Source organism: Rhizobium oryzicola (assembly GCF_030504645.1).
GTDB classification, from domain to species: domain Bacteria; phylum Pseudomonadota; class Alphaproteobacteria; order Rhizobiales; family Rhizobiaceae; genus Neorhizobium; species Neorhizobium oryzicola.
Genome location: NZ_JAUKWQ010000010.1, coordinates 164,524 through 178,313 on the forward strand (window position 1 = coordinate 164,524; position 13,790 = coordinate 178,313).

At 57.5% G+C, this 13,790-nt stretch carries 11 protein-coding genes; 1 reads left to right on the plus strand and 10 read right to left on the minus strand.

Going from position 1 to position 13,790, the window contains the following annotated elements; translation table 11 throughout:
- Positions 1–4 precede the first annotated feature (4 nt).
- The 5 genes from Q2T52_RS22280 to epmA form a co-directional block, all read right to left on the minus strand.
- Positions 5–913 carry an amino acid--[acyl-carrier-protein] ligase gene (locus tag Q2T52_RS22280; RefSeq protein ID WP_302079081.1) on the minus strand — a complete coding sequence of 303 codons (909 nt, stop codon included), beginning with the start codon at positions 911–913 and terminating at the stop codon, positions 5–7.
- Positions 914–917: 4 nt separating this feature from the next.
- A complete protein-coding gene (locus Q2T52_RS22285; RefSeq protein ID WP_302079082.1) occupies positions 918–2,102 on the minus strand; it encodes an acyl-CoA dehydrogenase family protein in 1,185 nt (394 codons plus the stop codon).
- Entirely contained in the window at positions 2,102–2,353 is a 252-nt protein-coding gene (locus Q2T52_RS22290; RefSeq protein ID WP_302079083.1) for an acyl carrier protein, read from the minus strand. The genes Q2T52_RS22285 and Q2T52_RS22290 overlap by 1 nt, the downstream gene beginning before the upstream one ends.
- 298 nt (positions 2,354–2,651) lie before the next feature.
- The gene (locus Q2T52_RS22295) at positions 2,652–3,719 is read right to left on the minus strand and encodes a lysine-2,3-aminomutase-like protein (protein ID WP_302079084.1); all 1,068 of its coding nucleotides are present in this window, start codon (positions 3,717–3,719) and stop codon (positions 2,652–2,654) included.
- Positions 3,716–4,786, minus strand: coding sequence for an EF-P lysine aminoacylase EpmA (gene epmA, locus Q2T52_RS22300; protein WP_302079085.1), 1,071 nt, complete (start codon positions 4,784–4,786; stop codon positions 3,716–3,718). Before epmA ends, Q2T52_RS22295 begins: the two co-directional genes overlap by 4 nt.
- Positions 4,787–4,953: 167 nt before the next feature.
- Between epmA and efp the strand changes: the two genes are divergently transcribed.
- The gene (efp, locus tag Q2T52_RS22305; protein ID WP_302079086.1) at positions 4,954–5,523 is read left to right on the plus strand and encodes an elongation factor P; all 570 of its coding nucleotides are present in this window, start codon (positions 4,954–4,956) and stop codon (positions 5,521–5,523) included.
- Between the two features lie 176 nt (positions 5,524–5,699).
- Here the strand turns inward: efp and Q2T52_RS22310 are convergent, their stop codons facing one another.
- The 5 genes from Q2T52_RS22310 to Q2T52_RS22330 all read right to left on the minus strand — a co-directional run bounded on the left by Q2T52_RS22310 (position 5,700) and on the right by Q2T52_RS22330 (position 13,392).
- Complete coding sequence (locus Q2T52_RS22310; RefSeq protein ID WP_302079087.1) at positions 5,700–7,142, minus strand: efflux transporter outer membrane subunit; 1,443 nt, start codon at positions 7,140–7,142, stop codon at positions 5,700–5,702.
- 116 nt (positions 7,143–7,258) lie between these two features.
- A complete protein-coding gene (locus Q2T52_RS22315) occupies positions 7,259–10,363 on the minus strand; it encodes an efflux RND transporter permease subunit (protein WP_302079088.1) in 3,105 nt (1,034 codons plus the stop codon).
- Between the two features lie 43 nt (positions 10,364–10,406).
- A complete protein-coding gene (locus Q2T52_RS22320) occupies positions 10,407–11,612 on the minus strand; it encodes an efflux RND transporter periplasmic adaptor subunit (RefSeq protein ID WP_302079089.1) in 1,206 nt (401 codons plus the stop codon).
- A gap of 154 nt (positions 11,613–11,766) precedes the next feature.
- Complete coding sequence (locus Q2T52_RS22325) at positions 11,767–12,369, minus strand: TetR family transcriptional regulator (RefSeq protein WP_302079090.1); 603 nt, start codon at positions 12,367–12,369, stop codon at positions 11,767–11,769.
- Between the two features lie 72 nt (positions 12,370–12,441).
- A complete protein-coding gene (locus Q2T52_RS22330; protein ID WP_302079092.1) occupies positions 12,442–13,392 on the minus strand; it encodes a phosphoribosylaminoimidazolesuccinocarboxamide synthase in 951 nt (316 codons plus the stop codon).
- Positions 13,393–13,790: the final 398 nt, after the last annotated feature.

The following is a 13,790-nucleotide window of genomic DNA, read 5'->3' on the forward strand; positions in this document are numbered from 1 at the left end:
GGTTTCAGCCCCACAGAACCTTGCGCACCTCTTCCGGCCAATGCTTCACATCAAGGCCGTGGGTATGGAAAAGGGCGAGCGCAATGCGCTCCAGGCCAAAGCCGACGCAGGCCGTATGGGCGACGCTGCCATCTTCCAGGTTCAGGCCCCATTTCGTTCCGAACGCATCCTGGTGATAGTTGAAGCTCATGCAGGCCGTTGGCTTGGTGACCGACGTGATCGGGATCAGCAGTTCGAACTTCAGGTTCTGGTCGCGCTGGTTGTTGGCCAGCATCTTGCCGGCACGGCCGAAGAATGGATCATTGGCGATGTCGATGGTCACATCGAGGCCGACGAGCTTCATCATCTCGACGCCACGGTCCATCCAGCTCTGGCGGAAGTCCGTCACATGACGCTCCGTTCCCATGCAGACATATTCGCGCATGCGGAACAGCTGCTGGCGTGCCGGGTCCTTGGAAGGTTCATGGCGGAAGCAATAGCTCTGCAGGTCGAAGAGCTTGCCGCTCATCGGCAGCGCGCCGCGACGAGCGACCGTCGGGTAAAGCGGATAGCAGGCGGCCGGCGTCAGCACGATGTCGGTCGCTTCCTGGTCCTTGGTCCAGTCCTCTCCCACTTCCATGCATTTCAGCAGGCTCATATGATCCAGTTCATCGCCGCAGAAGGAGTGAACCGTACCGGCCAGCTGTGGGAAGCTCTTCATATAGCCGCTAGTTTCGAAGAAAGCGCGGTTCATGCCTGGCGGGAAACGCATGGCTTCGGCGCCATCGGCGCCGCCAAAGCGGTCGATCAGCCGCTCGAAGGCAGCGATAACATCTTCGAACTGACCGCTGCGTCCATAAAGGCCGTCCACGCCGGTTTCGATCAGAAGACCGGATTCGAACAGGCGATCGAGGAAGTTGGTCTGCATGTCCATGGTCTCACCCCAGTAAGCTAAGGTCGGGCTTCTGAACCAGAAGCATGGTGGCGGTATTGCCGAGAATGCGGTCGTTGGAAATCATCAGCCGCGCGGAATGGGCATCGCGCAGGTGGCGGCCCAGGCTATAGGGCGTGCCGTTCTTGTAGCCCAGTATGCCGCAGACCATGAGCGCGCGGTGGATGATCTCCAGAATGGTCTCAGACGAGGCGATCTTCACGTTGTTCATGGCAATCGCAAACGCCATGGAAGACAGCTTATCCGGGTTGGCGCGCGCATCCTCGTAGGTCTTGAGGCCCGTCAGCAGGTTCGATTTGACGAGTTGGAGAAGGTTGACGGCTTCCGCCAGATGGCTGGCGCCCGGCGGCACCTGGCCTTGCGCCTTGCGGGCAGCGGCGCGCACGAAGCTCTGGGCACGCGCAACGGCATCCGCTGCAATGCCGTACCAGACGCCGCTCCAGAGAAGGTGCGAGGTGGCGAGCATGCTCTGCGCGGCAATTTCAGCAAAAGGCTTGGGGAAGATCTGCTCAGCTGGCGCCTCGCCTTTGAACAGGAAGCCTTCGGAACATGTGCCACGCATTCCGAGCGTGTCCCAGTCATTGGTCTTTTCGAGCGTGTACTGGTGTCTCAGGAAGGCGGTCATAACCTGGTCACCAGGTGCCGCATCCTTGTTGGCGCGGGATGTAATCAGGATCGCATCCGCTTCCGTTGCGTAGGAAATGACGGTCGCATCCTTGGTCAGGCGGCAGATTGGCCCGTCTATTTCGATGGCGCAGATCGAATTGCGCAGATTGCCGCCGATGCCGCCTTCCGTTGTGGCGGATGCCAGCAGGTATTGATGCTTCACGGTGTCGCGCATGAAGCCGCTGTGCCAGGCGCTTTCCTCGCCATGCTCGACAAGGCTGGAGGCCTTGATGTGGTGCATGGCAAACACCATCGCGGATGCGGCACAGGCCTGGCCAAGCGTGGCGCAAATGTTTGCGATATCCAGAAGCGAAGCACCTTCCCCTCCGTGCGAGGGAGGAACCTGGATTCCGAGCAGCGCTTCAGTCTTCATCGCCGCCACGGCCTCGTAAGGGAAACGTCCCTCCCGGTCCACCTCGTCAGCGTGGCGCGCGGCAATGGCTGCAACGCGCTGCGCCCTATCGATCAAGCTCGGGGTTTCGGAGGCAAGGGCGACGACGCTCATTATGCGGCCTCATTTGCCTTCACGATCTGACGCACCGTTGCTTCGATCGCCTGAATGCTCGCGAAGGATTTGCGGTTGAGCAGATTGTCCGGAAACTCGATGTCGAAACTTTCCTCAATGCCGAGCATGACCTGCACGGATGCGAAGGAAGAAAGTCCGGCTGCATAAAGATCTGCATCGTCTGTCAGATCTTCGACGGCCACCGGAAGATTTGCCAGCTTGCGCAGAATTGCGCGTATCGTCTCGTTCATCTCGACCTCTCCAGCGTCATTACCTGTGAATGAGGCCATCCTTATGAAACAAAGCATAAGGAAGCTCTAAGCGGTGCGGTGAAGCAATCTTAGCGAGACTCTTTAGAATTTGAGGGAATTTATTGCCTACAACGGATTGGATGACGAAAATGTATTTGAATCAGGAATATAGTCGAGATTTTGCAATGCCACTCCAAGCGATGACGTGCACGCTGTTTCAAATCGAGATCCGAAAAACATGCAATTATTTCCAGCCATTCATAATTGCGGGACAGCAGCCAAATGCGTTCGCTTCGGCTCAGTCGTTTTCAGAGCGGCTCGTCGGCGGGTAGATGTGTAGATTTTCCCGAAAGTCTTTAACGGCATAGGTTCCAGGCGCAGTTTCCTCTACAGCACTGGCCGAAATAACTGATTTCCCATAGCCGCCCGGAATGTCCAGCACATAGGCGGGTTGGCAGAGGCCGGATACGCGCCCGCGTAAGGCCGCTACGATGCGTTGACCCTCTGCGATATCCAGCCTGAAATGGCTCGTGCCGGGTGCGAGATCTGGATGGTGCAGGTAATAGGGCTTGATGCGGGTTTCTACGAAGGCGCGCATCAGATCCGCCAAGACGTCCGGATCGTCGTTCACACCCTTCAGCAATACCGTCTGACTGACCAGCGCTATGCCGGCCTGCACAAGACGCTCGCAGGCAGACCGGGCTTCGGAGGTCAGCTCACGCGGATGGTTGGCATGAACGGCAACATAAGTGGTCTTGCCGCTTTCCAGCAGCGCGTCGACCATTTCCGCATTGACGGCAGCCGGATCGACCACGGGCACGCGCGTATGCAGGCGCACGATCTTCACATGCTCGATCGCTTTGAGGCCGAGCATGATTTCACGAAGCCGCCGCGGTGACATGACGAGCGGATCACCGCCGGTCAAGATCACTTCCCAGATTCGCGGGTCGCTCTTTATATACGAAAGCGCTTGCGCCAGGTCCTCCGGTGACAGCGTGCCATCGCCTGCCGGACCGACCACTTCTCGCCGGAAGCAGAACCGGCAGTAGACGGGACACACATGCACGGCCTTCAATAGAACGCGATCCGGATATCGATGCACCACGCCTTTGACGGGGCTGTGCGCCTTGTCGCCAATAGGGTCGGCCAGTTCCTGGGGCAGGATATTCAGCTCGCGGGTATCCGGCACGAATTGCTGTGCAATGGGATCATCGGGGTCTGCCGGGTCAATCAGTGTTGCCATCGCCGGTGTAATGGCCACGGCGTAGTGTTCGCCCACGCGCCTGATATCCTCCAGACACCGGTCATCCAGTAGGCCAGCCTGGGCCAGATCTTCGGGCGTCTTCAACGTTCGATGTGCAGTCATGCCTCTGTTTCCGCAACAGGCGCCCACATGATGCGATCAATGCGGTTCGCACCTGTGGCCAGCATGACCAGCCGGTCGAAGCCAAGTGCAATGCCACTGGCCTCCGGCATGATCGCGAGCGCGGACAGGAAATCCTCGTCCAGCGGATAGGTCTCGCGATAGACGCGCAGCTTCTCGTCCATCTCCGCTTGAAACCGTGTTCGCTGTTCCTCGGCGTCCGTGAGTTCGCCAAACCCGTTGGCTAGTTCCACACCGCAGGCATAGACCTCGAAGCGTTCCGCAACGCGGGGATCATCGGCGGCGGGGCGCGCCAGTGCCGCCTCGCAGATCGGATATCGATCAAGAATCGTGACCCTGCCGACGCCGAGACGCGGCTCGATCTTTTCGACCAGCACGCGGCTAAACATATCGTTCCAGGTATCGTCATCCGCAAAGCGGATGCCGGCTGCCTGCAATTGTCCGGCCAGGCGGTTCCGATCAACCGAACCATCGGGAGCAACCGAAGCCAGAAGATCTATGCCGGCATAGGTCAAGAAGGCATCTGCTACCGAAAGCCTTTCCGGTTCAGCAAACGGGTCGCAGGTGAGGCCAGCATAGCTGAACAGCTGGATGCCCGAGACTTTTGCGGCAAGCGCGATCAGCGCCGCGCAATCCCGCATGAGAATATCGTAATTCTCGGCCACCCGATACCATTCCAGCATTATGAATTCGGGGTGGTGCAGGGGCCCGCGTTCCCGGTTTCGGTAGACATGGGCAAAGTTGAAGAGGCGTCGCTCACCGGCCGCCAACAACTTCTTGCAGGCAAATTCGGGCGAGGTGTGGAGGTAGAGCGGACAGGCGCGTCCATCATTGCCAATGGCTTCGGACGCAAACGCATGCAAATGCGCCTCGTTGCCGGGAGATACCTGAAGAGTGGCGGTATCGACTTCCACGAAATCTCTGTCTGCAAAGAACAGCCGGAAGGCCGCCTGGATGCGGTTGCGCGCCAGAAGCAGCGGTCGGCGGTCGGCATGAATATCCGGTCGCCACCAGGGCGGGGAGGAATTCTGATGCTTGGCAGAGGGCATCCTTCAGGCTTTCTTATCGGCCTCTAGCTCGGGAGGCTTCCTATTTCGCGTGATTTAAGGTAGTTGCGCCCGGGAAAACAGTTCAAGCGTCTCCGGTCCGGCGGGTGGCTGGTCCTCTACGACGCATTCTCTGCACTGACAAGCCAAGGCAGTCATAAGGAAATCCAATGGTCAAGATTATCGCCTCGTCCGTCCGCAAGGGCAATGTTCTCGAAGTTGACGGCAAGCTCTATGTCGTGCTGACGGCGCAGAACTTCCATCCCGGCAAGGGCACGCCCGTAACCCAGGTCGACATGCGCCGCATCGTCGATGGCGTCAAGGTGTCGGAACGCTGGCGGACGACCGAGCAGGTCGAGCGCGCCTTCGTGGAAGATGTAAATTTCCAGTTCCTTTATGAAGACGGCGAAGGCTTCCACTTCATGAACCCGGAATCTTATGACCAGGTTGTCGTCGATGTCGACACCATGGGCGATCAGAAGGCATATCTGCAGGAAGGCATGACCTGCATCCTGTCCATCCATGAAGGCGTAGCGCTCGCTGTCGAACTGCCCCGCCATGTCACCTTGGAAATCGTCGAGACCGAACCGGTCGTCAAGGGCCAAACGGCATCTTCTTCCTATAAGCCTGCCATTCTCTCCAATGGTATCCGCACGATGGTTCCGCCGCATATCGACGCCGGTACGCGCGTTGTTATCGCGACGGAAGACAATTCCTACGTCGAGCGCGCCAAGAACTGATCTGCATGTGAAGAGGCGGGCCGGCCTTAGCGCCTTTCGCTATGAATGTGAAACGGCGTTGGCATCCTGTCTGCGCCGTTTTTCTTTGCCTGCCGTTTAAATGAGCCAGTGGACTGGGCGCATAAAAAATCCCGCGCTTTTGGCGCGGGATCTATTCAATTCGAGCGAGCCAGAGATCAGGGCTTCTTGGGTGCCTTTTCGGCAGCTGCAAGAACGGTCGGGCCCTTGCCCCAGGCAAAACCACCACCAACGGCGACGCTCAAGGAGACATAATCCTGCGCCTGCTGCTGGATAGATGCAGCAAGATTGGCCTGTGCGGCGGAAACCTGACGCTGGGCATCGAGCACGTCGAGCAGCGAGGATGCGCCGTCACGATAGCTCGCCGTCGCCAGTTCCAGAGCCTCCTGATAGGACTTGAGCGTTGCACGTTCGGCCGAAACGGTACGACCGTCACGCGTCAGGGCAGCGAGTGCATTCGATACTTCTTCTACCGAGCTCAGCACCTTCGCCTTCCACGCGAGATAAGCTTCACGTGCCTGAGATTCTGCGGAGCTTACGTTGGCTCGAAGACGACCGCCATCAAAGATCGGCAGGTTGAGCTGCGGACCAAACGACCAGGACAGGCGATGGCTGTCGGAGCCGCCAAGGAAACGTGTATAGGTCGGCGTGATCGAGCCACCGAGGCTGATGCTCGGGTAAAGCTGGGCTTCTGCCACACCGATGCTGGCAACAGCCGCTGCGAGCTGACGTTCTGCAGCGCGGATATCTGGACGGTTGCGGATCAGATCAGCCGGAATGCCAGCCTTCGGATTGAAGCGTGCCACGGGTTGGTGACCACCCTTCTGAAGTTCATCAACCAGTGAAGATGCCGGCAGGCCGAGAAGCGTTGCAATACGGTGCGCAGCTCTCCGGAAGTTGGTTTCAAGACCAGGGATATCGCCCAGTGTCGAATTTACCAGACCTTCTGCCTGGACCACATCGAGGCGCGAGGCCGCACCAGCCTGCAGCTGCAGCTTGGTGAGGTCCAGCGTCTCGCGACGCGACTTGAGGTTCTGGTGAGCGACATTCAGACGCTCCTGATAATAGCGAACGTCGATGTAAGCCGATGCGACAGATGAAAGTAGCGTCAGGCGTGCGGTATCGACATTGGCATATGCTGCATCAAGGTTAGCCTTTGCAGCTTCCGTATTGCGGCGATAAAGGCCCCAGATATCGAGCAGCCAGGAGATATTTGCAGAGCTTGCCACGGTCGTGGTCGGCCGTGTGTCCTGCGTGCCGCGGAAACCTTCAGCACCGGCGCGTTGTTCCTGCGCGCTCAAGGTCAGGTTCGGCAAGGCATTTGCGCCCGCCGTCACAACGTTTGCTTCGGCCTGATTGATGCGCTCAAGAGCCTGCAGGATGTTGAGGTTCTGATTGAGGCCCTGTTTGACGTAGTTGTCCAGGCGACGATCACCAAACGCAGTCCACCAAGCCTCCTGCGACATGTCGCCGTTGCTCTTGGTGCTACCTTCTGCGTACTTTATTGGCAGGTTGATTTCCGGAGCCTTGTGGTCCGGTCCGACAACGCAGCCGGAAAGCAGTAGCATGAAAAGAGGCGCTGCTGCGCGTATGGAGGCCATGAGTACATCCTGTACTAAACGATGATTCATTCACCGAAACGACTACGAGAGCGACGCAAGACACAATGCCTCGGGTGACCTCGTGATTCGCTTCATTAACGAGTCTCACGAAAGGGTTAACCGGAGCGTTTTTTACCTCGGGAAAGCGTCCGTACCACCACAAAAAACGATGGTACAAAGAAAATTCCAAGGAGTGTTGCAGAAAGCATACCACCCAGCACGCCAATGCCGATTGCATTTTGCGCCGCGGAGCCCGCGCCGGTGGCAATCGCCAGCGGAACGACACCGAGAATGAAGGCAAGCGAGGTCATAATGATGGGTCGCAGACGCAGCCGAGCGGCCTGAAGAGCGGAATCGATCAGATTGTGGCCGGCCTCCTGCCGCTCCTTGGCAAATTCGACGATCAGAATTGCATTCTTGGCCGCCAAACCAATCGTCGTCAGCAGGCCGACCTTGAAGTAGACGTCATTTGCCTGGCCAAGAAGCGTTGCGGCCGCCACCGCGCCCAGAACGCCCACCGGAACGGCGAGAATGACCGAGAACGGAATAGACCAGCTTTCATAAAGTGCCGAGAGGCAGAGGAAGACGATCAGAACCGACAAGGCATAGAGCAATGGTGCCTGTGAGCCGGACAACCGTTCCTGGTATGAGATACCCTGCCAGGCCACGCTGTAGCCGCCGCTCATCTGGGATACGAGCCGTTCCACCTCGTTCATCGCTGCACCCGAGCTGATGCCCGGTGCCGCTGCACCTTCCATCGAGAAGGCGGTCACCGCGTTGAATGCCGAAATGGAGGGCAGGCCGTTGACCCACTGGGCATCGGTGAAGGATGAGAAGGGAACCATTTCGTTGCTGGCATTCCGGGCGTTCCAGAACTTCAGGTCTTCGGCCTGCATGCGATACGGCGCATCCGCCTGGACATAGACTTTCTTGATTTTGTTGTTGAGGGTGAAGTCGTTGACGCGGCTGCCTGCAAAGATTGTCGTCAGCATGGAGTTTGCGTCGGCAATCTTTACACCCATGGCGCTCAGCTTTTCCTGGTCTAGGATCAGCTTGACTTGGCTCTCTTGGTCGCGGTCGTTGCTGCGCATGCCGGTGATAACGCCGCCGCTATTGGCCATCTGTGTCAATTGCTTGGCCGTATTGGCGAGCGCCTCTGATCCGTTGTTGCCGGTATCAACCAGATACATGGAGAAGCCGCTGGATGTGCCGAGGCCTTGAATGGCGGGTGGAAGAAGCGGGAAGACCTGCGCCTCGCGGAGGGTGAAGAAATAGCCCATGGCGCGACGGACGATCGCCGAGGCTGCGAGCTTAGGGTCCTTGCGCAGATCGAAGTCTTTCAGCTTGGCAAAGACCAGACCGTTGTTCTGGCCAGATCCGACGAAGCTGAATCCGTTCACTGCGAAGACGTCCTGAATGCCGTCTTTCTCCTTGTCGAGATAATAGCTCTCCACCTTTTTGATGACTTCCGCCGTCTGAGCGCTGGTCGCGCCGTTTGGAAGCTGGATGATCGTCAGCAACACGCCCTGGTCTTCCTGCGGCAGGAATGACGAAGGAAGGCGAATGAAGAACCATCCGCAACCTGCAACGACGACCGCAAATACCAACATGACGCGGAGCGGGCGGTTCAGCAGGTAGCCGACTGTGCCTACATAGCCGTGCGTGGTCTTGTCGAAGCCGCGGTTGAAGAGGGCGCCAATACCTTTTGCCTTCTTGTGATGATCAATCGGCTTCAACATCGTTGCGCAGAGTGCCGGGGTCAGAACGATGGCAACCACGGCAGATAGAAGCATGGCTGAAACGATCGTCACGGAGAACTGACGATAGATGATGCCGGTCGAGCCACCGAAGAATGCCATCGGGATGAAGACTGCCGTCAGCACCAGTGCGATGCCGACGATGGCACCGGTAATCTCGCCCATCGACTTTTCGGTTGCCTCGACAGGGCCAAGACCCTCTTCGGCCATAATGCGTTCGACGTTTTCGACAACCACGATGGCGTCGTCGACGAGAAGACCGATCGCCAGCACCATGGCAAACATGGTCAGCGTATTGATGGAGTAACCGGTTATTGCCAGAATGCCGAAGGTCCCTAGAAGAACGACGGGCACCGCGATCATCGGAATGAAGGTGGCGCGGAGGTTCTGCAGGAAGACCAGCAGCACGACGAAGACCAGCACGATCGCTTCGATCAGCGTATGCACCACCTTTTCGATCGAAAGCGATACGAAGGGGGTCGTGTCATAGGGATAGATGATCTTGACATTCTGAGGCAGCGATGGCGCAAGTTGCGCAAGCTTTGCCTTGACGCGCGCGGCCGTGTCCAGCGCGTTGGCGCCAGTGGCGAGGTTTACCGCAAAGCCAGCTGCGGGCTGTCGGTTCGATCTTGAACTCGACGCGTAGTTTTCCTGGCCAATTTCGACACGGGCTACGTCGCTGAGGCGGACCGATGCGCCGCTGGTATCGACCTTCAGGATGATGCGCTCGAAATCCGGAACCTTGGTCAGCTGGCTCTGGGCGGTAATCGTCACATTCAGCTGCTGGCCTTCAACGGCGGGCAAGCCACCTACCGAACCAACCGAAACCTGCGTGTTCTGGGCCTGGATTGCAGACGTCACGTCCGCTGGCGTGAGCTGAAACTTCTTCAGCTTGAACGGGTCAAGCCAGATGCGCATGGCATAGGCGGAGCCGAACACGTTGATGCTGCCCACACCTTCCAGTCGCTGCACCTGATCTTGCATCTGGGTGGAGAAGATATCACCAAGATCTGCGGATGTGCGTTTGCCATCGGTGGACACCAGCGAGCCCACGAGCAGGATGCTTGATGTGGATTTGGTGACCGAGATGCCGAGATCCTGCACCACGGCTGGCAGTTGCGGGGTAACCAGCTGCAATTTGTTCTGCACCTGCACCTGGGCAATGTCCGCATTGACGCGGTTGTCGAAGGTCAACGTGACGGTTGCCTGCCCAGAAGAGGAGGACGAGGTCATATATGTCAGGCCATCAAGGCCTGTCATGCCGTCCTCGATGATCTGAGTGACGGTTTTTCGCACGGTATCGGCGCTAGCGCCCGTGTATGATCCGCTGATGCGAACCGTCGGCGGGGCGATTTCCGGATATTGCGAGATCGACAGCGTCTTGATGGCCAATGCGCCGCCAAGCATGATGACGATGGCAATGACCCACGCAAAGATGGGCCGCTTGATGAAAAACTTGGCCATGGTCTAGTCCTTGGTCACGAGTTGCCGGGCAGGGTGCTGAGCGTCATGACTTGGGCGCTTGGGTCGTGTCGGGAGCGGGCTTCGGAATGACGAACCCCTTGGCATCCACATCGGCCGGTATCGGATTGACCGTGGCGTTGTCGGTGATCCATTGGAAACCATCAAGGATCAGTCGGTCACCATCGTTGATCCCGTCGGTCACCAGCCAGTTGTTGCCGGAGATCTGGCTGGAGCGGAATGTGCGCGTCTCAACCTTATTTTCTGCGGTGACAAATTTTGCTGTCAGATCGCCATTGGCGTTGCGGCCGGCGGCACGCTGCGGAATGGTGTAGCCGGTTTCCTTGCCGACAGTGATTGTGGCACGCACATACATGCCCGGCAGGATCAGGTTCTTTGGATTGTCGAAGAGGGTCCGGATGGAAACCGTGCCGGTTGTCGTGCTGACTGCCATTTCGGACATGTCGAGCTTGCCGATCTGCGGATAATCGGATCCATCTTCCAGCTGCAGACGAATATCCGTCTTTGCATCCGCGTCCTTCGTCTGCAGCTTGCCGTTTGCGATTGCCTTTTGCAGCCGCAGCAGGTTTACGCTTGATTCGTTCAGACGAATGTAGATCGGATCGATCTGGCGCAGCGTCATCAGAGAGTTCGTCTGGCTTGCCGTCACCACGTTGCCGACAGAGAAATTGGTCGCCGACGTTACGCCGTCGAAGGGTGCGCGTACCTCCGTCAGCTGCATATTGATCTGCGCTGTCTGGAGGGTCGCCTTGGCCTGCGCCACGGAGGCCTGTGCCTGCAGCAATGTGGTGCGAGCGGTTTCGTAATCCTTCTGCGTCGCACCCGTATTGGCCAACCGCTCGTATCGTTGCAAGTTGGCTTCGGCGGCAGGTACGCTAACCTCTGCTTTTTCGAGGGCTGCTTGGGATTCGGCAAAGGCCGCCCGATAGGTATCGTCATCAATCTTATAGAGCAGATCGCCTGCCTTGACGAAACTGCCTTCCTTGATGGCAATTTGCTTGATGATCCCACCGACTCGCGGACGTATATCCGCAGACTGGAAGGCTTCCGCGCGACCGGACAGGACCGTGGTGAGCGGCTGTTCTGTCTTCTTCATGATGAGTACGCTGACGGGGCTCGGAGGACGCGCCGGTGCACCGGCACCCGCCTGACCCGCACCCTTTCCTTGGTCACTGCAGCTCGCGAGCGCGAGCGACAGCATTATCGGAAGAAGAATTTTCGATCGGGTCATGGCGTTATCCAATTTAGGGCAGGCCGGGCGCAGGCGGCAAATGAGGCATCAAGATTATTTCATAAGGTTAGCTTCAGCCGTCGCCGTTGCAAGGGAACCTTAACAGAATCATGCGGGCCCAAGCCCGAATGAAAGTGACGTAATAAACAAACCGTCACCTAGCAAGTGGATTTTGCAATGCAGCGTTCACGAGATCGACAAGCTCATCGCGGCGCTGGCTCAGTTCATTCTCCGACATGTTGACGATAAAGACCGGGTGCAGCACACCAACGAATGCCGTTGCCGCGGTGCGCGCGCATTTTTGCAGATCTGTGCAGTGATAGATGCCAGCAGCTACGCCTTCTGAAATCACTTCAACGAACAGGTGCTCAATCTTTTCCTTGTAGCGGCCAGCACTTGTAAAGCTCTGCTCCCGCATGACGAAAATCATCTCAAACATATAAGGATTTTCCCGCAGGTTCTGCAGATGCGTTTCCATCAGCTGGCGGACGACGAGGGCTAGTCGTTCTGGTGGAGGAGCGGGTGCCCCACCATCTTCAAGCCTTCCCATGATCCGGGTGATCTGCCGGTCGCAGATTGCGTCCGCGAGAGCGAGCTTGGAATGAAAATGCTTAAATACATTGGCTGGAGACATGGAGAGCGCATGAGCGATATGGGCAATCGAGCAGCCGCTCACACCGCGCGCACGAAATTGCTCTTCTGCTGCAAGCAAAATTTCTTCGCGCGTGTCTTCCGCTTTTCGTCTGGGTCTACGCAAAATGTCACCCTCTGTTCTCTGCCGTGTCTATTCCTCGCTCAGCACGACACCTTGCCCCGCCGGTGAACGCAATCAGGTCATGCCAAAAAAAGGCGTTAGATTGCTGCGGATTCGTTGAAGGATATTTTCACCCGTATGAATCGGTTCCAGCATTTCACCGGTGATGCTTTGATAAGCCTGCCGGTATACCTCTGCTGTTTGCATGATGAGTTCGTCGGGGATGGCAGGGATCTCATCCTTGTAAGGGTCGCAACGTTCGGCAACCCAGGCGCGGACGAAGTCCTTGTCGAAACTCAGCGGCCGTTGGCCACTTGCCAGGCGTGCCGGGTAGCTATCTGCAAGCCAGTAGCGGCTGCTATCAGGAGTGTGGATTTCATCTGCAAGGATAATAGTGCCGTCCGAATCGACGCCGAACTCGTATTTCGTATCTACAAGAATCAGCCCACGCTCCGCAGCGATCCTCTGACCGCGGGCAAACAGTGCCAGCGCGTAGGTGCTCAATTGTTCCCATTGCGCGGGTGTTACCAGCTTCTGCTCCAGAATGTCATCCGGAGAGAGCGGTTCATCATGACCGCCGTCAAATGCCTTGCTCGTTGGCGTGATGACTGGCGCTGGCAGAGCTTCGTTATCTCTAAGACCGTTCGGCAAACTCAGCCCGTACATGTTTCGGTCGCCCTTCTTGTAAAGGGTGAGAAGAGATGTACCTGTTGTGCCAGCAAGGTAACCACGAACCACGATCTCGACCGGCAGTATATCAAGCCGTTTGCCGACCACCACATTTGGGTCGGGATATTCCAGCACATGATTCGGGCAGATGTCTGCGGTCTGCTCAAACCAGTAGCGCGCTGTCTGGGTCAAAACGCGACCTTTATCCGGGATGACGGCGAGAATTCTGTCAAACGCACTGAGTCGATCGCTGGCAATAATAATGCGACGGCCATCGGACAGATCGTAATTCTCGCGGACCTTCCCGCGATAATAGCGTGGTAGCTCCGGGATAAAGGCTTCAGCCAGTCCGCTCAAATCTCACCTCTATATATAAGCGCCATGTCGGTCATCTCTGGTGAGCAATCTATCGCACGCATAAAGGTCCAACGACAAGCACTCCGCTACTGCTTTGCGCTGCCGTTATGTCGGGCCGAAACAGTGGCGACAGGACAGAACCCACGCCCGATGAGCCGCGATTATGGGGCGAAAAGGACGGCCTCCCCAATGACGGCAGAAATATTCTATTTAAAATCAGACATTTATGATTTTTGTGACTGATTTGTGAGGATGCGGTGTTGACGCCTCGGGGGTCGGGGCGTATAAGCCGGGTCACTGACGAGGGCGGCGGCGCTGCTGGCGACGAAGTTCTTCGTTCTAGTGAAATCTCTGGAAATTGGCTGAATGCTGATTGGTGGGCCGGGTTACGGTTTGGC